Source organism: Plantibacter sp. Mn2098, assembly GCF_049319745.1.
GTDB lineage: Bacteria > Actinomycetota > Actinomycetes > Actinomycetales > Microbacteriaceae > Plantibacter.
In genome coordinates this window covers 133,615-157,119 of sequence record NZ_JBMOUH010000001.1, presented here as the reverse complement: position 1 = coordinate 157,119, position 23,505 = coordinate 133,615, and the positions used below count along the sequence as shown (strand labels likewise).

The window sequence follows — 23,505 nt, the reverse complement described above, 5'->3', positions numbered from 1 at the left end:
CACCCTGCGACGCGGGACGGCGGCCTACCGCGCCGCGAAATTCGCGGACAACTCGGACAGGTGCGCCCGACTCAGTGTGCGGGCGAGCTCCGCATCGTGCGCGACGATCGCCTCGATGAGGCCCGCGTGGCCCGCATCGTCACTCTCCGCCGGGGCCGGGTTGGCCCGCAGCATCGCGATCATCGCCTGACGGATCCTGGGCACGAAGGTGTCGAAAAGTTCGAGCAGCACACTGTTGTGGGCGGCGGCGAGAACCGCACGATGGAACGCCGTGTCGGTGTCGACATAGTCCTCGATCACACCACGGGCACCCTCCCGCGCAGCCAGGGTCTGCCGCAGAAGACGGATGTCCGCAGGGGTCCTGCGCTGCGCTGCCAGATACGCAGCCTCGCTCTCCACCGCCGTCCGAGCCTCGATCACGAGGGTGACCTCCGCGAGCCGCAGCACGTCATCCCAACTCTGGTCGACGTCCACGGCCGTCACATACACGCCGGCACCCTGCCTGGCCGCGAGCACACCTTTGCCGGCGAGCTCGCGAACGGCCTCGCGCACGGTTGACCTGCCGACCCCCAACTGCGCGGCAAGCGTCGTCTCACCCGGCAGGCGATGGCCGAGCGGCCAGTCCCCGGCCTGGATCCGGCGCAACAATTCTTCCGCGACCCGGGTCGCGAGTGGCATCTGCGGAACTTGCGAAATCATCTTGACCTGTCTACTTGTCTGAGGAGTTGCGTATACTCACGATATTCCATTGAACCGGAATGCCCACACAGACAACCGTGCAGACGCACACAGACATCTGCACAGACATCGATGCAGAAGTCCATACTCACGAGGAACACCATGCAAAACAGAGCTGGGCTCTGGGTGCTGACCGCCACCCACGCAGCAACCGACTTCTACACCGGCACCGTCGCGGCGCTCCTTCCGTTCCTCATCCTCGAACGCCACTACGACTACGCGGCGGTCGCCGGAATCACCCTGGCGGCAACGAGCTTCTCCAGTATCGCGCAGCCAGTGTTCGGGTACCTCACCGACCGGTTCCGCTTGCGATGGCTGGTGCTCGCCGGTCTCCTCACGGCCGGCATCGGCATCGCGGTGAGCGGACTGTTCACCGAGAGCTACGCCGCCACCTGGATCGCCATCGCGATCTCCGGCATCGGCGTCGCCGCATATCACCCGGCCGGCACCGTGCTCGCCCGCGAATACGGCGGCGGGACGAGCCGATCGATGTCCGTCTTCTCCGTCGGCGGCAACGTCGGCGTCGCGCTGGCACCGGCAGCGGTGCTGCTCACCGTCGGCGTGTGGGGGCTCTCCGCCACACCGTGGTTGATGGTCCCGGCCGCTGCGCTCGGTGTCGCGTATCTGCTTCGCCCGCGCACGGTCGTGGAGGCAGGGGCGATGACAGCGGCGATGACAGCAGCGACGACAGCAGGAGCCACGCCAGCGGCAGCAGCAACGCCAGCACCAGCAGCCACGAACCCGGCGCGGCTCCGCGACGATTGGCGCGGATTCGGCGTGATGGGACTCGCGCTCGCCTGCTGGTCGGTCGCGTACGTGGGGACGAGTTCGTTCATCGCGCTGTACCAGATCCAACGATTCGGTGTTTCGACGGCCGAGGCGTCGATCGCCCTCACCGTGTTCCCGGCCGCGGGTGCGATCGGCACGCTCGTCGGCGGGTTCATCGCCGATCGATTCGGACGCCTGCGGGTGATCCGCGGCGGCTACGCGCTCGCCGTCCTCGCAACGGCCGTGATCGTGTTCGCACCGTCCCCGATCGTCGCGATCATCGGCACCGGCATCCTGGGAGTGACCCTGTTCCTGCCGTTCTCGCCGCAGATCACGCTCTCGCACACGTACCTGCCCAACCACATCGGGCTCGCCAGCGGCGTCACGCTCGGGCTGTCGCTCTCCCTCGGCGGACTGCTCGCACCCCTGCTGGGCACCCTCGCGGACGCGACCAACCTGCAGACCGCGTTCGTCGCGATGACGGCGCTCCTCGTCGCGGCGCTCATCGTGACGCTCCTCCTCCGCGACCCGGCGGCCCGTCCCGTCCCGAAGCGACTCGCGACGGCGACGCGCAACTGAGGTTCGCACACCGCTGACTACCATTGCGACATGAGTGACGTGAACCTCGTACGGCCGGCGGTGGCAAGCGACGTCGACGGGATCGCCGCCGTCCACGTGCAGGGGTGGCGCGAGACCTACGGGAGCATCCTTCCCGCAGCCGCGCTCGCGGGGCTCGATGTGCAGGCGTATGCGGACCGGTGGTCGCAGATCATCGAGGCAGGCGCCACCGGGGTGTGGGTCGCGACCGCTGGCGACGACATCGTCGGATGGGCCTCATCGAGCACCGGTCGCGATGAGGTCCGTCCGCACGACCTCGAACTCGAAGGCATCTACGTGCTCGCATCCCACCACGGCAGCGGTGCAGGACAACAGCTCCTCGATGCCGCCGTCGGCGGGCTGGGCGCCTACCTGTGGATGGCGGCGGCGAACCGACGGGCACAGTCGTTCTACCGTCGCAACGGGTTCGTCCCCGATGGCGTCGAGCACGTGCGGACGCTGCTCGGCACCCCGGTGGACGTCATCCGTCTGACGCGCGGCGGCGACGAGCGGCACGCCTGAGCGACGGCGAGCGCCGCGGGTGCTCGCAGCCCCGCTACAGCACCTTGTGCATCACATGGATGCCGACGAGTCCGTGCACGGGGTGGTCGAAGCCCTCGGGAACGGTGGCGAGGATGCGGAACCCCATCGATGTCCACAGGGCGACGGCTGCCGTGTTCGTCTCGACGACGGAGTTGAACTGCATGCTCCGGTATCCCGCTGCCCTCGCCCACTCGACGGCGTGGGCCGCGAGAGCGCGTCCGACACCGCGTCCGCTACTGGCCGGGTTGATCATAAACGCGCCGTTCGCGACGTGCGAGCCCCGACCGGCCTGGTTCGGGATCACCTTCGCCGTGCCGAGCACATCGGTCCCGCCGGTCCCCTCGACTGCGACGAACGTCGCGCCGGGGCGCTCTCGCATCCAGATCGCGCGTGCCTCGTCGGACGTGAGGTCCTGCGGCAACGCGTACGTCTCTCCGGCGGCGACGATGGTGGAGAAGAACGGCCAGATCAACGGCCAGTCCTCCGCAACGGCTTCCCGGATGGTCACACCGACGGGCGTCGCGATGTTGGCTGTGTCGCGGTTGGTGATGTCACGGTTGGCGGTGTCACCGCTGGTGGTGTCACGGCTGGCTGCATCACGGTTGGCTGGCATCGGTTCCGATCCTGACTCCTGCTGGGGCGACACCCGCCGGCGGGATGTCGCGATGTTCTGAGCCATTCGATCGTAGACGCGTCGTTCGTGTAGTCGCCGGACGATGAACCGCGACCGGACGCGATCTCCGACTATCGGACACCTGTCTGCGATCGCTAACGTGGGTGGGGTCGGATGATACGCGGGAGGGTGCGGATGCTCGGCAGAATCGGTGCACGGGGACGGTTCACGGCGATCATCGCGGTTGCAGCAGGCGGGATCGCGGCGGCGGGGATCGGTGGTCTCGGCGCCGCTCCGGCGCTGGCTGCACCTGCACCGGCTGCACCTGTACTGGCCGCCCCTGCACCTGCCGCACCAGCACCGCGCGCACAAGCGCCGGCCTGCCCGGACCCCGGCGACATGCCCAACCCCAACAACGGGTTCCCCGCGTTCACCGACAACGCGGTCTCCGTGTTCGTCGGCGGCGACTTCTTCGCCGAGCCGAACGCCGCGGAGTCCGAAGGCCTGCATGTCGTCGTCGGGTCTGCGGAATTCTCGCGGCCGTCACTGTTCAACATCGGTTCGGTCGGTGTCGGCTCCGGCATCGTCCCGACTCCGGGCAGCGTCATGCTGGCTGTCGGTGCGGACATGACCGTCGTCCCGCCGGCGAGCGTCTCCGTCGGCGCCAACGTCACGGACGCCAGCGGAACCCTCGCCGGTGGCGCCGTCAACGTCGGCGGCACGCTCACGAGCATCGACGACGTCGTCACCAACAACGCCGGCGTCACGACCGGCATGGGTGCTGCGGCGATCGCACCGTGGGTCGACTTCCCCACCACGGCGATGCAGCCGGTGTCGACGACGTTTGCAGCGGCGACGCCGACCGGGACCACCTCGGTCAGCGGCAACTCGGTCGCCTTCGTCGGCGATGGCACGGCCGCGCTGCAACAGTTCACGATCGCCGCCGCCGACCTCCCTGCGACACCGGAGCTGTTCTTCACGGGCATCCCGGCGGACGCATCGATCGCCGTCACCGTGACGGGTGGACCCGTGTCGATCGCCCCCGACTACTTCTCCCTGAACGGCACACGGGCCGACGATCTCACTGCTCCCGCGTTCGGCCAGCTCGCCTCGCACCTGCTGTGGAACTTCACGGGCAGCACCTCGGTCACGATCGGCGGCAGCAGCCAGTTCCTGGGATCCATCCTCGGCCCGGCGATCGATCTCACGACCACGGCCAGCACCAACGGTCGGATCTACGTCGGCGGCGACTTCCATCTGCAGGGTTCCGGCGCCGAGCACCACAACTATCCGTGGACGGCGCAGTTCCCGTGCGATCCGACGACATCGGCCATCGAGGTGGGCAGTGTCACCGTCTCCAAGACGCTGACCCCGGGCTCCGGGATCGACAGGCTGCACTTCACCGGAACGTTCCTCTGCCGTGAGGCGCCGCCGCACCCCGCGCTGTACATCATGCGATGGGGCGTGACCGCTGGGGAGTCCCAGACGCTCTCCGGTCTGCCGATCGGGTCGACGTGCCAGATCCTCGAGAACACCAACAAGGTCACCGTTGACAACGGCGACGGCACGTTCTCCCCCGCCGATCTCGGGTCACTCGCCTGGGCGGACCCGGTCGTCACCGTCGACGGGACGGCGTCGAATTCGTTCACGGTCGACGACGCGACAGCCGTCGAGGTGCAGGTGACGAACACCCTGCTCGGCACGTTCACGGTCACGAAGCAGGTGTCCGGTCCGGCCGGCGGCTACCTCGGCACTGGCACGTTCGATGTGGACTGGACCTGCGACGCCGACGGGTTCGTGGACGGCGCGCCCGTCACCGGACCTGCTCCCGGATCGACCTCCGGAACGATCTCCGTCGCAGCCGGTGCGACGGGAAGCCCGACCACGGGTGATCCGACAGCGACGCTGTCCTTCCCCGTCGGCACGACGTGTGTGCTGACCGAACAGCCGGACACCCGGCCGGGTGATCTCGCCGGCGGGTTCGGCTGGACCGGTTCGGTCGTCAGCCCGTCGACCGTGACCATCGGCGCGGATTCGATCGGGACGACGGCGGTGACCGTCACCAACAGCTTCGCGAGCATCGTCGGCGGATTCACCGCGTCGAAGTCCATCACCGGCACCGGTGCCGCGGCTGTCCCGGCCGGCACCGTGTTCACGCTGCGATACACGTATCAGGGCCAGGGAGGCGGGGTCGCCGGTTCGCTCGCGCTGCCGGCCGACGGCAGTGTCGTGGCAGGTCCGCAGAACATCCCGGACGGGACCGTCGTGACGTTCACGGAGGTGTCGATCCCCCACATCGACGGCGTCGCCTGGGGCACCCCTGAGGTGACGGTCGACGGGGTCGTCGCGTCCACGGCGACGGTGCATGCCGGATCGACGATCGTGGTGAGTCTGCGGAACACCGCGACCACGGTGCCGCCGACCGTGCCACCCACCGTGCCGCCCGTGAGTCCGCCGACCGGCACGGGAACGCTCTCATCCACCGGGGTGGACGTCTGGCAGCTGACCTCGCTCGCGGGTGCCGGTGTGTTGGCGGGTCTGTTGGTGCTGCTGGTCGCGCGTCGGCGACGGATCATCGGTTGAGCGAGGCATCGTCGCCGTCGCGCCTGCTCGGCGGCATACGAGGCGTGTGGATCGGCGGGTTCCTCATCGGCACCACGACCCATGTCGCCGATCTCGTCCTCGCGGGGACGAACGTCTACGACGGATTCCCGATCGCGATCCGCCTGTTCTGGGTGTCGCTCACGCTGTTGGATCCGCTCGTCGCCGCACTCCTGTGGTTCCGGTTGCGTGCGGGCGTCGTCCTCGGCGTCGCGGTGATCCTGGCGGACATCGCGATCAACTGGAGCGTCTTCTCCACCATCGGTGGACTCTCGCTCTTCGGGGTGGTGACGCAGAGCCTGTTCGCGGCGTTCGTGGTGATGACCGCACGGCCGCTCTGGGGATCGTCGCGGGTCGCTGTCGCATCACCCGAACATCCCGCCTGAGCAGGGAATCGCAGCCGTAACATCGTCGCCATCGCCACTGGAAACTGTTCAGCGGCGGTGACCACGTTGCGACAGAACCCTGAAGGAGCACCCCGTGTCCGACGCCTGCTGTGCCGGTGCGCCCACCAGCCGCGCCCACCTCAATTCCACCATCGCCTCCGTCGGCGAGGCCATCACACCCGCGAACCATGTCGGCGATCAGTCGCAAAGTGCGACGGCGGATCTGCTGGTGGTCGGCCGGATCGCCACCGGTGACCCAGAAGCCCCCACCGCTGAGGCGATGGCCGTTTCGGGCGGCCGGATCATCGGCATCGGTTCGTTCGCAGACGTCGACGGGCTCACCGGCCCCGGGACGAGAACCGTGGCGCCGGACGGCGTTGTGATCCCCGGGCTGATCGAACCCCATGCGCACATCTGGGTGTCGCTCCTGACACTCGACTGGACCGACGTCTCGCACGTTGTCTGCCCGCGCTTCGACGACGTCGTCGCCGCGTTGAAGCTCGCCGCCGCGAAGACGCAGCCCGGACAGTACGTGCTCGCGAAGCTCTTCGACCCGAGCCTCTACCCGGGTGAACCGCCGCTGACCCGCGACATCCTCGACCGGGTCTCGACCGATCGACCGGTCGTCGTCCTGAACGCCTCCATGCACTTCGCGTACGGCAACAGTGCAGCGCTGGAGGCCGCCGGCATCAGCGATCGCACCCCGGAGCCGACCGGTGGTGTGCTGCAGAAGATCGACGGCCGCCTCACGGGTGCGGTCGGTGAAGCGCCCGCCGTCTCGCTCCTGTTGGCGAACCTGCCCCGCCCCGACGCCGCGGACATCGGCAACGGCATCCGACAGATCCTGACCGAGTTCGCCTCGCAGGGCGTCACCTCGATGCGCGAGGGCATGACCGGAACGATCGCCGGCGTCAGCGAGATCGCGATGCTGCACCAGCTCAACGGTGCACAGCGGCTGCCGGTGCGGGTGTCGACGGCGCAGTTCTCGACACTCGCCGGTCACACCACTCCCGCCGACGTCGCCGCAGCATGGAAAGCCGCAGGAGTGACGCCGTTCAGCGGTGACGAGATGGTGCGTGCCGATGCCTGGAAGCTCGTGGCGGACGGTTCCAACCAGGGCCGCTCCGGATACTTCTCCCAGCCGTACCTCGGCGAGAACACCGGCGGTCACGCGAACTGGACGCCTGAGTCCCTGCGCGAGGTGATGCGGGCCGGACTCGACGACGGCTGGCAGCTGATGATCCACACCAACGGCGATGCGGCGGTCGAATTCGCACTGCAGGCCGCCGAGGAGCTCCTGCCGGGGACGGCGACGGGCCTGCGCCACCGCTTCGAACACGCCTCGGTCACGACCGACGATCAGCTCGCCCGGATGGCGGCGGCCGGCATCTCGCCGAGCTTCCTGATGGACCACGTCTACTACTGGGGCGCGGCGTTCCGCGACACGATCCTCGGACCGGAGCGCGCTGCACGGTTGGATCGCGTCGCATCCGCGTACCGTGCAGGGCTCCGTCCCAGCCTCCACTCCGACTACAACGTGACCAAGGTCCAGCCCTTGCACAGTGCGAAAACCGCCGTGCTGCGAAGACTCGAAGCGGATGGGACGGTGCTCGGGCCGGACGAGTGCGCTACCCCTGAGCAGGCGCTCGCGGCCATCACGACCCACGCCGCCTGGCAGATCCACGCCGACGATCGGGGTGCGCTCCGGGTGGGCATGCGTGCCGATTTCGCGGTCGTCGACGCCGACCCGTGGACGAGCGATCCGGCCGGCTGGGACGGCATCACGGTCCACGAGACGTACATCGACGGGACCGCTGCGTTCTCGAGCTGAGGCGCTCGCGCCCTGCGCCCCGCGTCAAACCCAGCGCCCCACATCAACCCTGCGCTCCCCTGCCGCTACACGCGCACGCCCACGCCCTTGCACGCCCACGCCCTTGCACGCCCACGCCCTGCACGCGCACGCCCTGCACGCCCCATCCCCCACGCCCTCACGCCCCACGCAGAAAGACCTCCCATGAACACCACGACCGACGTCGCCAGAACGACATCACGTTTCGCCGTCCCGCTCCTCGGCGTGCTCGCGGCCATCCAGGGCTCAGCGCCCAACATCGCGGCGACCGCACTCGTCGGGGCGAGCCGAGGACTCGACATGGTCGGCGGCGACCAGGCGCTCGCAGCGTCCATGCAGACCCTCGCGATCGCCGCCTCCGTCATCACCACCGGGCTGCTCGCCGACCGGATCGGTCGTCGGCGGATGCTCGTCATCGCGCTCGTCCTCGGCATCGCCGGCCAGCTCATCGTGGCGGCGGCGCCCAGTGCACTCGTGTACGTGATCGGCCAGTCGGTCTCCGGCATCGGTCTGGGAGCCGTCTACGCGGCGGCGTTCGCGTACATCCAGGTGCTCGCGGCCCCAGGGAAGCTGCCGTCCGCGGTGGCGACGTTCGCCGCCGTGTCCGGGGCGGCATCGGTCGTGTTCACCTTCACCGGCGGCATGCTCGCGAGCGTCGACTGGCGTCTCGCGTTCGTGCTGGTGCCCGTGCTGTCGGCCCTCAGCATCCTCGCGGTGCTCACGCTGCTGCCCGTTGTGCCGCCGACCGTGTCGGAGAAGCGCGATGTCTGGGGCCAGGTGCTCCTCATCGCCGGCATGGTGGTGTTCCTGTTCGGGGTGTCGCAGCTCGCGTCCTCGCTGACGAGTCCCGTCACCTGGGGCATCATGGCTGCCGGTGCGATCCTGCTCGGCGGGTTCGTGTGGTCGCAGACGCGTGTGGCGCATCCGTTCTTCCCGGTGTCGCTGTTCCGCAAGCCGCTGTTCCTTGCCGCGTTGTGCGCCGGATTCGTGTTCAATTTCGGGGTGTCGGCGTCGTTCCTGCAACTCACGAACCTGTGGCAGTACGTCCTCGGGCTGGCGCCGAGCGCCGTCGCCCTGTGGCAGCTGCCGATCTCGGTGACGTCCATCATCGGGGCGATCATGTTCGGTCGGCTGATGACCAGAGGGATGAGTGCGCAGACCTCGTTGCTGCTCGGTGGCCTGTTGTCAGCTGCCGGGTTCGTGGCGGCTGCACTCGCTCGCGATGCGGACACACCACTCGCGTTCGTGCCGGCCGGCATCCTCATCTCCCTCGGTGTCACCGCCGCGGCGCTCCCCTACGGGACGCTCGTGCTGAGTGAGGCGCCGGCGGAGTTCTATGGGCCGGTAACGAGTTCGCGGACGACGTTCGGTCAGTTGTTCTATTCGCTCGGGACCGCCTTGTCGACGGTCGTCGTCACGCAGCTCACGATCGCGGGAATCACGTCGAGACTGCACGCGACCGGGATGTCCGATGCTGCAGTGACGACGGCGCTGCAGAGCGTCGGAGCCTACGCGAAGGACGGGACGCATCCGGAATCGCAGGTCATCCAAGCGGCGACCGCAGCGTACCGGGACGGGTTCGGGGTGCTGATGATCGGCATCGCGGTCGTCGCAGTCGTGATGAGTGTCGTCGGGTGGCGGTTGATCGTGCGGGCGAACCGGGGGCAGGTGCGTGACGCTGCCTGATGGCGCCCTGACGCCGGCGGCCTTCAACCAGGCCCGGAGGGTACCCTCCGGGCCGGAAACGCCTGATTTTCTGGTCCTTTTGCGCCGTATTCGGCGGTGCCGCCGCCGCTAGTCTGAGGCTGTCCGAAGCAGCAGGGGCCGTCCCGAGTGGGGTGATCCGGCTGTTCATCATGCATCGGCCGCCGAGGGTGAGCGATCTGCACTGCATTGCTCTGCACTGCTCTGCACTGCACTGCTCTTCTCTGCGCTGAGCAGCATCGCCGAAGGAATCCGATGACCGCTTCCGCAGTAGCGACCCCGACGACACCACAACGCGCCGGTGCGATCCTGAGTGTGCTGATCCTCGCGGCAGTGGTCTGCAAACTCAACATCGCCGCCGGTCCGGTTGCGCTCCCGGCGATCGGTGCAGCGTTCGAATCGCCTCAGGCGCTGCTGAACCTCGTCGCCGTCGGTGCGCCGCTCGGACTCGCGATGTCGGTGCTCTACTTCGGTGCGCTCGGCGACAGATACGGACGCAAGCAGGTGCTGACGATCGGTCTGATCGTGATCATCATCGGCAGCGTGTGCTCGGCGTTCGCTCCGACCATCGAACTCCTCATCGCCGCACGCGTGTTCACCGGGCTGGCAGCCGGCATGGTCTTCCCCACGACGCTCGCACTCATCACCGCGTTGTGGGCCGATGGTCCTGGGCGGACGAAAGCCATCGCACTGTGGGCGTCGATCGCCGGGATGGCGTCCGTCGCCGGTGCCGTCGTCGCGGGGGTTGTGCTCGCATTCCTGCCGTGGAATGCCGCGTTCCTGTTCAGCATTCCGCTTGCGCTCGTCGCCGTGTTCATCATCGTCGCCGCGGTCCCGTCGCACATCGCGGAGTCGAACGAAGCCGTCGATCACCTCGGTGGCGCTCTCTCGACCCTCGGCATCGCGGCGATCGTGCTCAGCATCAGTCTCGGATTCGCGCCCGGTGGTGCGGGGGTCGGGATCGCGTTGCTCGTCGCCGCTGTTGTGCTGCTCGGGCTGTTCGCGTGGCGACAGGTGAAGGCGACGAATCCGTTGTACGACTTCGCTGTGGCTCGGCAACGGATGTTCTGGGCGCCGGCGGTGGGCGGGCTGATCGCGTTCGGGGCGTTGTCCGGTGGGGTGTTCATCGGGACGCAGTTCATGCAGAACGTGCTCGCGTATTCGCCGTTGCAGTCAGGGCTGGCCGGTCTGCCGGCAGCGGTCGGTCTGGTGATCGCGGCGCCGTTCGCTGCACGGGTGCTCGGTGCGGCCGGAACCCGGACGGCGATGCTCGTCGGGTACGGGTTCCTGCTCGTCGCCTACCTGACGATGCTGTTGTGGCGTGAGGACACCGCGTACTGGCTGATCGCTGTCGGATTCCTGCTCATCGGTATCGCCGTCTCGTTCGTGAGTACCGCGGCGTCGCGTGCGCTCACCAGTTCCACACCGGTGAATCGGGTCGGGATGGCATCGGGGACCAACGATCTGATGAGTGATCTCGGTGGGTCGATCGTGCAGTCGTTGCTCGGTGCGGTGCTGGCGGCGGGCTTCGCGACGGCGATCAGTCAGATCGCGACGCAGAGTGCGCAGGCTGCTCAGGTGACCGGTGACATGATGTCGGCTCTGCAGTCGTCGTTCGCTTCTGCGGCGCATGTTGCGAGTCTGCATCCCGACCTCGCCGATGGGATCCTGGAGGCGTCGCGACAGAGCCTCGTCTACGGATCGTTCTCCGGGTATCTGATCGGGGCGGGTCTTATTGTGATCGGGTTCTTCGCGGTGTTGTTCGGTGTGCCGTCGAAGGCGAACGAGGAGCGGTCGGCGAAGGCTCCAGGGGCGGGCTCGCTGGGTTCTGAGTCCTCGGCGGCTGCGGCGGAACGCGCTTCCGCGGAGTAGAGCGTTGGCTGGGCGGTCCGGCCGTGGGTCCGGGGTGTGCGGTTCCGGACACTTCGACAAGCTCAGTGACCGGATTCTCGCGTCTGGCAGAGGTCGGTCCCTGAGCCTGTCGAAGGGACTGCGGTTTCGGGCACTTCGACAAGCTCAGTGACCGGGTTCTCGCGTCTGGGGAGGTCGGTCCCTGAGCCTGTCGAAGGGCAGGGGCGGACGACGCCCAGTTAGCCCGGGCGTTCCAGTCGTACCCGTCCGCCACGCTTGGGTGTGCGGGTACGGTCGAGGTGTGCGGGTGGGATGAACCACGGGGACCCGTCCCTGACCCGGATGCCCCATCCGTCGGCGTGGACGCGGTGGTGATGGTGGGTGCAGAGCATCACCCCATTGCCGAGATCTGTTCGGCCACCGGCCGACCACCAAGTGATGTGGTGGGCTTGCGTGTATGCGGGCGGGTGTGGGCATCCGGTCCAGGCGCACCCGCCGTCCCGCTCGGTCAGCGCCAACCGTTGCGCCGGGGAGAACAACCGCCGGGACCTCCCGAGGTCGAGGATCTGTGATGGGCCGTTGAGGACCGCGGGGAGGAGGTTCGCGTCTCCGGAGAGGCGCCTCACGGTGCTGGCACTGACCGGTTCCGTGATCCCGTCGATGGTGGCGTGGCCGAGCCCGGCCTGCAGCTCGTCGAGATCCATCCGCACGACGATGCTCACCGGGGCGAGAGTCGTGGACGCTTCCGCGCACCCGGCCGTGTGCCGGCACACGTCGATCAACGCGTCCAGGCGGAGCTGCTCGATCGTTCGTGGATCCGGCATGTCATCGGCGGGGGCCGGGGCGTCGTGGTCAGTTTGTTCGTCGTCCTCCGGGATCTGTTCGACGAATGCGGGGGTGCGCAGGTTCTTGCCGACGATCGCGTCCAGGGCGCCACGCACCCACATCGCGGACTCTGGATCCAACACTGCGGTGAGCTTCGTCATCCCATCCGGTTGCTCGATGATCGTCAATGATCGGCGCGACTTCAACACGTGTTCGCGGGGTTCGGTGCCGTCCTCGTCCAGGATCGTCCGACCCAGCACTGCCGCTCGACGCGCCGTTGTGACGTGCACACCCGCGCAATGCTCCACCAGTGCTTCCTCGATCGACGCGACTTTCGCCGGTTCCGACACCTTCGCGCCGAGTCGGAGCTCCCGCACGATCGCGGCCGCAGCATCGACCGTCAACGCCACCGGGGCACCCGCCCCGAACCCGATGCCGTCCCCGACGACACGGCCACTGTCACCAGCGGGATCCGAGTACTCATCCACCGGCGCAGACAGATGCGAACCTGGGCGGATCGCGACCGCGACTTTCGGGAACTCACACTCCTGCACCACCCCGAGGAATGAGCGTTTCGGGACGATCGCGGAACCGACATCAACCAGGGTGGCGGCGCGGGCGGTGGTGACCCGCCACCGGTCCGCGAACAACACCACCGTGGAAGCTGCTCCGAGCCGTTTCGCGAGCCCGTCCCCACCACGCTCCTTCCCCGACCGGGCCGCCACCGTCCCGGCCGCAGCGGCTTGCAGCGCGTCGAGGGTGTGTTGCAGTTCGCCGAGGCGATCCACCACCCGGATCAGCCCGGCATCGGTCATCGTGTCCAACTGCACCGCGGCACGACCGCTGGAGGACAACACGTCATCCGGGACGGCTGCGTTGGCGTTGGCGGCGAATGCGGGGACCGCGCCAGCCCATGCCGACTGCAGTTCGTCCAGTGCTGTGATGACGTCCTCGAACACCGGCGGCTCGGAGAAACCGGCCGGGGGTGAAGGTGGGGAGGAGATCGACATGGGATAAGCGTCGCAGGGACCACTGACACTGCAACAGGTGGGGAATATGATGCTGATCTGGGGTTTATGGGCGACAGATGTGGGGTGAAACCGGGTACCAGGGGCGACGGGTGACGGGCAGACGGGGTGGACCCTTCGACAAGCTCAGGGACCGGCGGTGGGCGGACCGGGGACGGTGGGCAGCGGGGCGGACCCTTCGACAGGCCCAGGGACCGGGCGCGGCGACACGCTAAGGGACCGGGGCCGCGCAGGCTACTGGTGCGGACGGGACGACCGCGCACGCAGGAACTCGTCCGTCTCATCGGCCTCTGGGGCCGTCGCCGGACCACTCTTGGTGACGGCCAACGCCGCTGCGGCGTTCGCACGACGCGTGGCATCGACGATCGTGTCCCCGCGCAACCACGCAGCGATGAACACCCCCGCATGCGCGTCACCTGCACCATTCGTATCGATCGCCACCACCTCGAATGACGCAACCGTCTCGATGGGCTCGGCGATCACCGACCCGACCGACCCTGCCGAATCGACCGACCCCGCCGACCCGACCGACCCCGCTGACCCGACCGACCCCGCCGAATCGGCGGACCCTGCCGCCACCGTCGCCACCCGGCATCCGCGAGCCCCGTCCCGGAGGAGCACGGTCGCCCCCGGCCGCAACAGTGCTGCGAGCGAGTGGATCGCGACATCGAGATCATCGACACCGGTGAGGATGCGCGCCTCCCTCGCGTTGCAGCTCAACACATCCGCCCGCGCGAACAACGGCTGGAGCAGCTCGCGCGGAAGCGTGTCGACGAGCGGCGACGGATCGACGAACACTTTCACACCAGGCTGCAACGTCGGCAGCCAGTCCCGGAGCGCATCGGCCGTGACCGTCGTCGCCAGGCTGTATCCGGTGACGTAGACGACGTCGCCGACAGCCGGGTCCGACTCGATGAGATCGGCGAGGGACAGCTGACCTTCAGCGCCGACGGTGCTCAGGAAGGTGCGTTCGGCCGTTGCATCGACGGCCGCGACACAGAATCCGCTATCGCTGTCGGCGACCGGCGGAAGCAGCACCTCCACCCCGGACTGCACAAGCGAGTCGCGAACGATGTCACCGAAGGGGCCCGTGCCGAATCGTCCGGCGAACACCACCTCGCCTCCGTCACGTCGGGCGGCGACCATGGTGTTGAGTCCGCCACCCGGCTGGATGTCGGAGTCGCTCGCCACGATGTCGCCACCCGGCGTCGGGATCGCTTCCACGGTCATGCTGATGTCCACGATCACACTGCCGGTGTGGATGAGTCTGTTCCTGGGCATAGTCAGGCCCCCTTCGTCTGGGATTCGGTGCCGGCTGGAGTGCCGGCTGGGGTGCCGGCTGGGGTGCCGGCTGGGGTGCTGGCTGGGGTGCCGGCTGGGCTGCTGGTTTCGGCGCGCGATGCGGTGCCGGGCTCGGTGCGCCGAGCCCCGCCGAGGACGAAGTACGCGACGGAGGACGCGACGAGCGTCGCGACCCAGGCGAGACCGTTCTGTCCGATCCAGCTGCCGGCGAGCGGCCCGGCGATGACGGCCTTGCCGTCGGCTCCGGTCACCGAGAGGAATAGCGCACCGACGACGATCCCGAACAGCCACGTCCCCGTCGCACGCCATTCAACGCCTCCGGTGTACCAGTAGCGGCTGCGAGAACTCAGGTCGAGCAGCGCATCGGGGTCGTAGCTGCGGCGCTTGATCATGTCGACGAGGAACACGCCAAGCCAGGCCGTCAACGGGATCGCGAGGAGGCTGATGAATCCGATGAACACCCCGAGGAAGTTGTCTGCGACGAACACGAAGAGCAACGATCCGATGAGGCCGATGAGCAGGTCCGATCCGACCGCGTAGATGCGCTTCACCTTGATGCCGAGGGTCAGGATCGTGAGTCCGGAGGAGTAGACGGACAGGTTGTTGGAGAGGAGGAGTCCGCCGAACGCTGCGATCAGGTACGGCACCGCCATCCAGGTGGGCAGCAACGATCTGATGGCTGCGACCGGGTCGCTCGCCGAAGCGAGGGTGTTGTCACCGGTGGCGAGCAGCGCACCCAAGGCGATGAGCGCAACGAGCGGGATCCCGGCGCCGGCCGCGCTCGTGAGGATGAGGCTGAGGTTCCGCACGGCCGTGTGCTGGTATCGGGAGATGTCCGCACCGGAGTTCGCCCACGCGAGCCCGGTCCCCGCTGCGACGACACCGATCCCGACGAGCACGGCGCTCAGCGGTGCCGGTGCGGCGCTGACGACGGCCGTCCAGTTCACGGTGACGGCGAGGAAGACCATCACCACGATGTTGAGGCCGCCGAAGATCCAGGTCGCCCACTTCTGCACGAGCAGGAGCATCGAGTGCCCGAGGCCTGACACGAGCAGCGTCAGGACGATGAACAGCACGATGGCGCCGACCGCGACGACGGGGGTGTCGGTGGCGATCCCGTTGCCGAACCCGGCGAACGCGACCAGGGAGACGAGCACGTAGCACGCGGTCGTCGCGTTCACGGTCTCCCAGCCCCAGCGGGAGATCATCGCGACGACGGTCGGTCCGATGTTCCCCCGTGCACCGAACGTCGCCCGAGACAGCGTGAGCGTCGGCGCCCCTCCCCTGCGCCCGGCGATGGAGATGACGCCGACGATCGCGAAGGACCCGCAGGCTCCGATGATCGCGACGATGAGCGACTGCCAGATGTTCAGCAGCTGGAACGCGACCAGGGAGGCGCCGAGGGGCAGTCCGAGGATGGAGATGTTGGCTGCGAACCAGACCCAGAAGAGCTCGCCGGGTTTCCCGGTCCGCTCGTGTGTCGGGACGGGCTCGATGCCCCGGGCTTCGACCTGCAGCAGGCCTCTCAGCCCGGAGCCGGCGTCCGGGGCAGGGGCATCGGTCGTTTCGTGTGAAGACGTCATCGTCGGTCTCTATCTATTGGGGTTGGGTGGAGGTGGAGGTGGAGTTTGGGATGGCCGTAGCGGCGGCGAATCGTGCACGAATAGCCAGGAGCCCTCGCGCGGTCGGTTCGAAGTCGAGGCCGTTCTGCTGTTTCACGAGTTCGATCGCCTCCGCAGGCAGTGCCTCGAGCCCGGCGACCGATCCGGTGATCGCTCCGACGATCGTCGCGATCGTGTCGGTGTCGCCTCCGACGTTCGCGGAGAGGAGCATCGCCTCCCATGGATCGGCCACGACTGCGCTGATGGCGAGTGCGGCGACGACCGACTCGTGCGATGCGAACGACGTGCCGATGACATCGCCGATCACGTCCGCGTAGTCGCTCGGATCCTGGGTTCCGAGGTAATCGATGGCCCAGCGGGAACGCCGTGCGATGCGAGGGCCGCCGACGGGGATCCCCTGTGATGCGCCGAGTTCGGCCGCACGGAGCCCGGCGTCGATCGCTGCGTGCAGGGTCGCACCGCTGATCCCGGCACTGACGGCGCCGGCGACGGCAGCGGCGGCGGCGATCCCCACGGAGGTGTTGTGCGTGATCGCACTCGCTTGGACGACTCGCTCGATCAGTGCGTCCAGATCGTCGGCGGGGAAGGCGATCCCCACGGGGGCGATGCGCATGGCGGCGCCGTTCGTGGTCCCGCCGCGGCCGGAGACCTCTGGCGACGCGCCGCCCTTGATGAGTTCGATCGCTGCTTTGGTCGACGGGCCGAGCAGATCGAGCGAGCCTTTGGCGCGCATCGCGTCCTCCCAGTCGCTGAGGGCCGATGCGAACCGCATCGGGTCCAGGTCGACGTCGTCGAGCAGCAACCGGGCGAGGAGCACGACCTGCTCGGTGTCGTCGGTGATCGAACCAGCCTGCATGCCGGCCGCGATGAGCTGGTGCGGACCGGCGTCCACAAATCCGCTGATGGTTCCGTAGTCGGCGCGGATCTGCGCCGGGGTGAGATCTTGGGTGGGCATGCCGAGGGCGTCGCCGATGGCGAGACCGTAGAGGGCGCCGAGGGCGCGGGAGTGCTGAGGTGCTGCAGACACTGGTGGGACCTTGTTTCGTTGGGGCGTGCGTTGGGGCGTGTGTTGGGGCGTGTGTTGGGGCGGGCGTTGCAGGGTGCGTTGAAGAGTGCGGCGACCGTTCGTCTGCGAGTGATCGATGGTTCGCCGAAGGGCTCGTCGGCACGATCTGACGGCTTTGCCGTGGGTGGCTCGGCTCGGCCTGACGGATCGGTTCGTCGAGGTGGTTCGCGGTTTGTGGGTGTGCGGGTGTGGCGTTTTCCGGGTGGGTCGCGGAATCAGAACTTGAGGTGGAAGCGGAATCGCACCGGGTCGAGCACACTGACGAGCTTCTCGACGAATGCACCGCGGGAGTCCCGGTTCACGTTGGTGGAGTGCAGGTAGGGTGTGCCGGCCGGCTGCCCGAACAGCGCGGCATCGGCGCTGTTGAGCGGAGCGACCTGCACCCACTGCTCGCCCGAGGCGACCCGGAGCCCTGCGCTCTGCAGGGTGCGGGTGAGCGAACCGTCGATGAGACCGTTCACCGGGATGTCCGCAAGCTCGCCGATCGCCGGGACGATGCTGCGCTCGATCGACACGACCGGTCCGTCGATGAGGCGCCGGAGACGATCGACGGCGATGAAGTGGATGCCGGACGTGCCGAGCGTGGCGGCGAGCTCCGGGTCGACGATCGCCTCGATCCGCAGGTTCTCGGTCGTCACACGCGCCCCGGCGGACAGGAGCGCCTTCGCCCACCCGTCCGCGTCGTCGAGATTCGCGCCGTCGAAGGTGACGAAGGATCCGCTGCCCGTGCGCGTGTCGATGAGATCGCGTTGCGCGAGCTCACTGAGCGCCCGTCGGATCGTGCCGCGGCTGACCGAGAAGACCTGCGCCAACTCGTTCTCGCCCGCCAGACGGGAGCCGTCCTTCAACTCGCCGGATCGGATGGCCTCGGCGATCTCGTCCGCGACGGTCTCGTGTTTGAGGCGATCGCCGACGACTCCGCCGAGCGGTTCGTTCCGTGACGCGTTCCCTGCAGTGGTTGCCATGCGTCGATCATGCCACCTGTCCACTACTTGTACAACCCCTGTTTATAAACCTGTCAATTCCCGCAGACGGCTGCCCAACCAGGCTCGGCGAGCGGGAACAGGCAGGCGGGCGGGAACCGGCAGGCTGGCGAACAGGCAGCGGCCGAGCGGGCGGAAGCAGCCGAGCAGGATTCAAGAAGCGTCCCGACCCGACGCGGCCTACAGTTTCCCTAGGCCACCAATGGCCACCACCCATCGACGAGGAGAATGACATGGCCGAGAAGACCACGGGACTGTCCGCAGACGAGCGTGCAGCCGTCAAGCAACGCGCCGCAGAGCTGCGCGCCGAGGAGAAGGCGGGCAAGACCCGCGAAGCCGGCGAGCAAGCGGTCCGCGAAGCGATCGCCGCGCTGCCGGACGACGACCGCGTGCTCGCCGAGGGAATCGACCGGATCGTCTCGGAGGTGGCACCGCACCTGGTCCGGAAGACCTGGTACGGATTCCCGTCCTACGCCGATGCCAACGGCAAGATCGTGGTGTTCTTCAAGCCCGCCTCGAAGTTCGCCTCCCGGTACGCGACGCTCGGGTTCGAGGAGTCGGCGAAGCTCGATGACGGCGAGCTGTGGGTCACCTCGTTCGCGGTGCTCGCCATCACCGAGCAGACGGAACCGATCATCGCCGACCACATCCGCAAGGCCGCCGGCTGATCGGTTCCGATGGCGTTGTCAGCCCATCGATTCCGCCATGACTGACGCGAGGTTCTGAACCGACCCGGGGCCTTCGGCCGACACTCAACGGTCGATCGACGAGAAGTCCCCGGCCGACAACACGCCGTGATCGAGCACCGCTTCGTAGATCAGAATGCTCGGCAGGCGTGACCCGTCCGGACGACGTCCGCCGGTCGCCCGCTTGATCGCGAGGATCGTTGCCTGTGCCTCCGCGGTTATCCGGGACCCGATCGTCTCAAGATGCTGCAGATCGGGTTGGCGGGCGGGGTCGTCAACGAACCAGATGTCGATCGTCCATGGCTCGTCATCGATGTCGGCGCAGTGCACATGCAGGTAGATGCCGTCCGGATACAACGGGTCGGTATTCCACCTGCCGAGGTCGTTGCGCAGTGTGACCTCACGCACATCGTCACGAATCGACAAGCAAGCGGCGAGCTCGGCGACGGCGGTCCGAACGTCCGACCCGAGCGCCGAAACGGTCACGGTCACGTCGATGTCCCGCGCAACCATGACCCCGAGTGCTGCGCTCCCGACGAGCGTCGCTGATCCGATTCGAGCGAGCGCCTCATCGATCCCGAGCCGTTCACGAAGCACTCCAGCCCGTCTCTGCAGTCGAGCCTGCTCAGCATCCCATTCAACCGTCACGCACTCGACGTTAGCGTCAAGTCCCCGCCCCTTCGACGACCTCGCGGCCATCACCCGCATGCGGCTACGCCCACACACGACCACGATCGCATTGGACCTCCGCGGGGGGTCAAATTGCATTGACACGCCGACCCGGCTGCGACCCGGCAATATGGTGAATCGAATCCCTCACGTGCCCCGGAGATCGACGCTGTGCGCGAGCGGCGGGCCCGAGAGCCCGACCGAGGAAAGTGGGACCCATGATCGATTCCGTGGACAGTCGACAGCGACGCGCGCCCGGCAGACGGTTCAGCACCCTGCTGCTCGCCACCGCCGCCATCGTCGTCGGGGCGGTCGCCGCGACCGCAGCACCTGCGACCGCAGCACCCGCGGCAGCCGCGGCCGACCCGGCGGCCGTCACCGCCGAGGACGCAGTCCACATCGGCAACAAGATCGGGTACGGCGGAACGGGCCTGTTCCAGGTCTGGTCGACGATTCCGGCGACCGGCGAGCCAGACCTCTGGGCGTACTGCATCGAGCACGACGTGTCCGCGAAGACGAACGTCGACGGACACGTCGGCGACGCGGGCAGCTACCTGGGCAGCAACTACTTCACCGACCCGGTGATCCAGGGCAAGGTGCGCTGGGTGCTCGCCCACAGCTACCCGGCACTCAACCTGACGGACTTCGGTGCCGCCGCCGGCGCTCCCGGCATCTCGCGGAACGACGCGATCGAAGCCACTCAGTACGCGATCTGGCGCTACACCGATCTGACCTGGGACGCCGCCTGGAACTTCGAGACCCCTGACTCCGCGACCGCCTACTGGCACCTCGTGAACGGCGCCAACGCGAGCAACGGCCTGCCCCAGTCGACGGTCACCGCGTCCGTCACCGCACCGAGTGCACCGCAGCGGGCCGGGACCCTGGTCGGTCCGTTCGTGGTGCACACGGACCAGAGCACGGTCGGCGTCTCGGTGACGCCGTCGGTATCCTTCACCGACGCCGACGGCGATTCGATCGATGCGGATGCGGTCGTCGACGGTCAGGCGCTCTACCTCGACCTGCGCGGCGCGAACTCCGCTGGCGATGCGACGGTCACGGTGACCGCAACGGGATCCGGAGCCACCGGCAACGTCATCTCCGTCCCCAAGACGGCCGGCACCACTCCGACGGCGGGCGACCACGCCCAGTCGCTCATCCTCGTCGCGCCGAGCACGGCGACAACGACGGCCACCGCGACGACGCAGTGGTCTGTGCAGGCGCCAGCGGGCGTGCCGTCGATCGGGACCTCCCTCGTGGATGCAGCTGACGGCGATCGGGTGCTCCCCGCATCCGGCGGCACCGTCATCGACACGGTCCGCTACCAGAACCTCACGCCCGGTGTGGGCTACACCGTCAGCGGTGAGCTCATCCGGAAGTCGAACGGCGCCGGCACGGGGATCATCGGCTCGACGGCATTCGTCCCGACCGAAGCCAACGGGTCGATCGAGGTCAGGTTCGTCGTTCCCGCCGGATACGCCGGGCAGTCGCTCGTCGCCTTCGAACGGCTGTTCGTGAACGACCAGGAGGGCGGCGGCGATCCCGTCGCCGTGCACGAGGACATCACCGACGCGGCGCAGACGGTCACCGTCCAGCAGCAGGCGGGCGCCCCGGTCGCGCCAGGTGCCAACGCACCCCAGGGCTCGGCGTCGACGCCGAAGGCGCTCGCCACGACCGGATCGGCTCCCGTCGCCACCATCGTGCCGATCGCGTTCCTCATCCTCGCCGCCGGGGCTGCGCTCACCCTCGTGAGGCGCCGCGCGTAGTCGGCGGACTCCGTCGAACGCGGTGGCGGTGATGCAGCTGATGCGTCACCGCCACCGCGTTCGTCGTTACGGAGCCGTCGGGTCGTCGATCTCCCAATACGGTTCCTCGCCGACATCCCACGGGTCGAAGACGCCCTCGACCACCGAAACGGTCCGCGGCAGGTCAGGTCCGAAGCTGTCACCGTCGCACGCGGTCAGCCGCAGGACGTACAGGCCGTAGGCGAAGAACCGGAGGCGTCGAACCGCCGTCCCGGTTTCCGCGTTCAACGGGATCACGGCCGACTGGCCGTTGTCCGAGTCGAGACACACCGTGCCACCCGGCGGTCCCGTCACCGTGAACTGCAGGCCCCCGTCCATCGCCGCCCTGAGCGTGATGGGCTCGTACTCCGAGAACCCGGCGATCCCGAGCGGACGGACGGTGAACGGGACCGCTGTCGCCGCGGATGCGACGCCGGCCGTGATCGTCCACACCGATGCCGTGTAGTTCCCGGCCGGCAGCAGCAGCGAACGCAGATCGAACGTCCACTGCCCCGCGTCTGTCGGCTGCGTCCGGTAGATGTCCGATCCGACACGGAGCGCGACATCGGTTCCCGCTGGTGCAGCTCCGGCGAGCATCGGCGCCAGATAGGAGGCCGATTGGACGGTGGTCACAACGACCGGTGCCCCCGCCTCACCACCGACCGGTGTGATGACCGTTCCCGGTGTCTCCGGCGGGCGCGGGGCTGGACGGTCCGGCATCTGACCGGTGCCGTCGTCCGCGAGGACGTCGATCGTCGGCACCGTCGATTCGTCCACGGGCCGGATGGTGGGTCCTGTCCGCGGAATCTGCGGCTCCGCGGGTGGCACCGGCAGGGGCGTCCGGGGTGCTGTCGCACCGACGGTCCTGTTGTCGTCGACCGGACCGCTGCTCGACACCGGGATCACCGGCGAAGCGCCTGACCTCGGCAGCAGCGCCGGCGTCAACACACCCACACCGACACCGAGCGCCAGGACTCCGGCCAGGACGGCGGCGGAGCCCGTGAGCCCGAGTGCGGCGACCGCGGTCGGTGGAGCCGCCGCCGTCCACAGCGCACTCGCCGTCGGGATCACCACACCGAGCGCGGCGAGCGGCCCGACCGACCTGCCGGCCTTGCGTTCATCGCGATACGCCGAGCGGAGCTCTCGGTCGACCGCCCGGCAGTGCTCGCACTGGTGCAGGTGACGTTTGAGGCCGACCGCATCGGAAGCCGTCCCGCTGACGATGTACGCCGGCAACGACGCCGCCGCATGCGCACGGTCCGCCCGCAACTCCGCAGGAACCTGTTCGAGGAGCCATCTGGTCCGCAGCCCGGTCCGAGCTCGTCGGTACAGGACGGACACCGCGTTCGGCCGGATCCCCAGCTCCGCGGCGATGGCAGGACGCTTCGCATCGTCCACGTCGACGAGCCAGAGGACCCGCTGCCACCGCTCGGGCAAGGCCCGGAACGCCGTGAGGACCACGGTGGCGTCGTACTCCTGCTCCATGCGCTGCAACCCGTCGTGCTCGACGACGCCGTCGACCTCCGGTTCGTAGGCGATGCGCGATCCCTCCCGGTACCAGCGTGCGGACGTGTTCCGCATCACCGCGAACAGGTAGGGACGGAAGCTCTCCGTCGGCCCCTTCCCGCGCGTGCGGATCTGGTCGTAGACGGCGAGGAACGATTCGGACACGAGGTCGTCGGCCTGCGACGGCACCAACCGGGCTGCGACGCGGCGGGCGACCCCGACGTGCCGCTTCCAGAGGATCTCGTACGCGTGATCGTCGCCGCCGCGCATCGCCGTGACCAGCTCGTCATCGGTGAGGGCGTCCTCGTCCACGCCGAAGCTGCTCCTGCCGACCGATGATTCGATGCTCGACACGGCCACGTCCTCCTTCAACGACGGATAACCCCC

The 23,505-nt window shown here is 68.3% G+C and carries 18 protein-coding genes; 9 read left to right on the top strand and 9 right to left on the bottom strand.

Features of this window, described 5'->3' with window-relative positions; all coding sequences use genetic code 11:
* Nucleotides 1-24: 24 nt before the first annotated feature.
* Nucleotides 25-678: a FadR/GntR family transcriptional regulator gene (locus ACL9RL_RS00690; RefSeq protein ID WP_422778284.1), complete on the bottom strand. Its 654-nt coding sequence runs from the start codon at nt 676-678 to the stop codon at nt 25-27.
* A gap of 162 nt (nt 679-840) precedes the next feature.
* Here ACL9RL_RS00690 and ACL9RL_RS00685 point away from each other — a divergent pair, with 162 nt between their 5' ends.
* Nucleotides 841-2,085 (top strand): MFS transporter, encoded by a 1,245-nt coding sequence (locus tag ACL9RL_RS00685; RefSeq protein WP_422778283.1) that lies wholly within the window; start codon nt 841-843, stop codon nt 2,083-2,085.
* Between the two features lie 30 nt (nt 2,086-2,115).
* Nucleotides 2,116-2,625: a GNAT family N-acetyltransferase gene (locus ACL9RL_RS00680; protein ID WP_422778282.1), complete on the top strand. Its 510-nt coding sequence runs from the start codon at nt 2,116-2,118 to the stop codon at nt 2,623-2,625.
* A 34-nt stretch (nt 2,626-2,659) separates the two neighbouring features.
* Here the strand turns inward: ACL9RL_RS00680 and ACL9RL_RS00675 are convergent, their stop codons facing one another.
* The gene (locus tag ACL9RL_RS00675) at nt 2,660-3,259 is read right to left on the bottom strand and encodes a GNAT family N-acetyltransferase (RefSeq protein ID WP_422778281.1); all 600 of its coding nucleotides are present in this window, start codon (nt 3,257-3,259) and stop codon (nt 2,660-2,662) included.
* A 195-nt stretch (nt 3,260-3,454) separates the two neighbouring features.
* Between ACL9RL_RS00675 and ACL9RL_RS00670 the strand changes: the two genes are divergently transcribed.
* From ACL9RL_RS00670 to ACL9RL_RS00650, 5 genes are all read left to right on the top strand, one after another.
* A complete protein-coding gene (locus ACL9RL_RS00670) occupies nt 3,455-5,842 on the top strand; it encodes a choice-of-anchor A family protein (protein WP_422778280.1) in 2,388 nt (795 codons plus the stop codon).
* Nucleotides 5,839-6,246 carry a hypothetical protein gene (locus ACL9RL_RS00665; RefSeq protein WP_422778279.1) on the top strand — a complete coding sequence of 136 codons (408 nt, stop codon included), beginning with the start codon at nt 5,839-5,841 and terminating at the stop codon, nt 6,244-6,246. Before ACL9RL_RS00670 ends, ACL9RL_RS00665 begins: the two co-directional genes overlap by 4 nt.
* Before the next feature lie 94 nt (nt 6,247-6,340).
* Nucleotides 6,341-8,077 (top strand): amidohydrolase, encoded by a 1,737-nt coding sequence (locus tag ACL9RL_RS00660; RefSeq protein WP_422778278.1) that lies wholly within the window; start codon nt 6,341-6,343, stop codon nt 8,075-8,077.
* Between the two features lie 183 nt (nt 8,078-8,260).
* The gene (locus ACL9RL_RS00655) at nt 8,261-9,781 is read left to right on the top strand and encodes an MFS transporter (RefSeq protein WP_422778277.1); all 1,521 of its coding nucleotides are present in this window, start codon (nt 8,261-8,263) and stop codon (nt 9,779-9,781) included.
* 273 nt (nt 9,782-10,054) lie between these two features.
* Nucleotides 10,055-11,671: an MFS transporter gene (locus ACL9RL_RS00650; RefSeq protein ID WP_422778276.1), complete on the top strand. Its 1,617-nt coding sequence runs from the start codon at nt 10,055-10,057 to the stop codon at nt 11,669-11,671.
* A gap of 218 nt (nt 11,672-11,889) precedes the next feature.
* On the opposite strand, the gene ACL9RL_RS00645 is transcribed toward ACL9RL_RS00650, so the two are convergent.
* The 5 genes from ACL9RL_RS00645 to ACL9RL_RS00625 all read right to left on the bottom strand — a co-directional run bounded on the left by ACL9RL_RS00645 (nt 11,890) and on the right by ACL9RL_RS00625 (nt 18,458).
* The gene (locus ACL9RL_RS00645) at nt 11,890-13,485 is read right to left on the bottom strand and encodes a DUF222 domain-containing protein (protein WP_422778275.1); all 1,596 of its coding nucleotides are present in this window, start codon (nt 13,483-13,485) and stop codon (nt 11,890-11,892) included.
* Nucleotides 13,486-13,737: 252 nt separating this feature from the next.
* Nucleotides 13,738-14,784 carry a PfkB family carbohydrate kinase gene (locus ACL9RL_RS00640; RefSeq protein ID WP_422778274.1) on the bottom strand — a complete coding sequence of 349 codons (1,047 nt, stop codon included), beginning with the start codon at nt 14,782-14,784 and terminating at the stop codon, nt 13,738-13,740.
* 2 nt (nt 14,785-14,786) lie between these two features.
* The gene (locus tag ACL9RL_RS00635) at nt 14,787-16,388 is read right to left on the bottom strand and encodes a purine-cytosine permease family protein (protein WP_422778273.1); all 1,602 of its coding nucleotides are present in this window, start codon (nt 16,386-16,388) and stop codon (nt 14,787-14,789) included.
* Nucleotides 16,389-16,401: 13 nt separating this feature from the next.
* Nucleotides 16,402-17,454, bottom strand: a complete 1,053-nt coding sequence (locus ACL9RL_RS00630; protein WP_422778272.1) for an ADP-ribosylglycohydrolase family protein — start codon at nt 17,452-17,454, stop codon at nt 16,402-16,404.
* A 254-nt stretch (nt 17,455-17,708) separates the two neighbouring features.
* A complete protein-coding gene (locus ACL9RL_RS00625) occupies nt 17,709-18,458 on the bottom strand; it encodes a GntR family transcriptional regulator (RefSeq protein ID WP_422778271.1) in 750 nt (249 codons plus the stop codon).
* Nucleotides 18,459-18,709: 251 nt separating this feature from the next.
* Between ACL9RL_RS00625 and ACL9RL_RS00620 the strand changes: the two genes are divergently transcribed.
* The gene (locus ACL9RL_RS00620) at nt 18,710-19,144 is read left to right on the top strand and encodes a hypothetical protein (protein ID WP_422778270.1); all 435 of its coding nucleotides are present in this window, start codon (nt 18,710-18,712) and stop codon (nt 19,142-19,144) included.
* 84 nt (nt 19,145-19,228) lie between these two features.
* On the opposite strand, the gene ACL9RL_RS00615 is transcribed toward ACL9RL_RS00620, so the two are convergent.
* Nucleotides 19,229-19,810: a hypothetical protein gene (locus ACL9RL_RS00615; protein ID WP_422778269.1), complete on the bottom strand. Its 582-nt coding sequence runs from the start codon at nt 19,808-19,810 to the stop codon at nt 19,229-19,231.
* A 239-nt stretch (nt 19,811-20,049) separates the two neighbouring features.
* Between ACL9RL_RS00615 and ACL9RL_RS00610 the strand changes: the two genes are divergently transcribed.
* On the top strand, nt 20,050-21,594 hold the full coding sequence (locus tag ACL9RL_RS00610; RefSeq protein ID WP_422778268.1) for a VaFE repeat-containing surface-anchored protein: 1,545 nt from the start codon (nt 20,050-20,052) through the stop codon (nt 21,592-21,594).
* Nucleotides 21,595-21,660: 66 nt separating this feature from the next.
* Here the strand turns inward: ACL9RL_RS00610 and ACL9RL_RS00605 are convergent, their stop codons facing one another.
* Nucleotides 21,661-23,472, bottom strand: a complete 1,812-nt coding sequence (locus tag ACL9RL_RS00605; RefSeq protein ID WP_422778267.1) for a sigma-70 family RNA polymerase sigma factor — start codon at nt 23,470-23,472, stop codon at nt 21,661-21,663.
* Nucleotides 23,473-23,505 lie beyond the last annotated feature (33 nt).

What these genes read in the sequence shown, in the direction of transcription:
- ACL9RL_RS00690 (WP_422778284.1), bottom strand. Translation starts at nt 678, where the DNA reads ATGCCACTCGCGACCCGGGTCGCGGAAGAATTGTTGCGCCGGATCCAG.
- ACL9RL_RS00685 (WP_422778283.1), top strand. Translation starts at nt 841, where the DNA reads ATGCAAAACAGAGCTGGGCTCTGGGTGCTGACCGCCACCCACGCAGCA.
- ACL9RL_RS00680 (WP_422778282.1), top strand. Translation starts at nt 2,116, where the DNA reads ATGAGTGACGTGAACCTCGTACGGCCGGCGGTGGCAAGCGACGTCGAC.
- ACL9RL_RS00675 (WP_422778281.1), bottom strand. Translation starts at nt 3,259, where the DNA reads ATGCCAGCCAACCGTGATGCAGCCAGCCGTGACACCACCAGCGGTGAC.
- ACL9RL_RS00670 (WP_422778280.1), top strand. Translation starts at nt 3,455, where the DNA reads ATGCTCGGCAGAATCGGTGCACGGGGACGGTTCACGGCGATCATCGCG.
- ACL9RL_RS00655 (WP_422778277.1), top strand. Translation starts at nt 8,261, where the DNA reads ATGAACACCACGACCGACGTCGCCAGAACGACATCACGTTTCGCCGTC.
- ACL9RL_RS00650 (WP_422778276.1), top strand. Translation starts at nt 10,055, where the DNA reads ATGACCGCTTCCGCAGTAGCGACCCCGACGACACCACAACGCGCCGGT.
- ACL9RL_RS00645 (WP_422778275.1), bottom strand. Translation starts at nt 13,485, where the DNA reads ATGTCGATCTCCTCCCCACCTTCACCCCCGGCCGGTTTCTCCGAGCCG.
- ACL9RL_RS00640 (WP_422778274.1), bottom strand. Translation starts at nt 14,784, where the DNA reads ATGCCCAGGAACAGACTCATCCACACCGGCAGTGTGATCGTGGACATC.
- ACL9RL_RS00635 (WP_422778273.1), bottom strand. Translation starts at nt 16,388, where the DNA reads ATGACGTCTTCACACGAAACGACCGATGCCCCTGCCCCGGACGCCGGC.
- ACL9RL_RS00625 (WP_422778271.1), bottom strand. Translation starts at nt 18,458, where the DNA reads ATGGCAACCACTGCAGGGAACGCGTCACGGAACGAACCGCTCGGCGGA.
- ACL9RL_RS00620 (WP_422778270.1), top strand. Translation starts at nt 18,710, where the DNA reads ATGGCCGAGAAGACCACGGGACTGTCCGCAGACGAGCGTGCAGCCGTC.
- ACL9RL_RS00610 (WP_422778268.1), top strand. Translation starts at nt 20,050, where the DNA reads ATGATCGATTCCGTGGACAGTCGACAGCGACGCGCGCCCGGCAGACGG.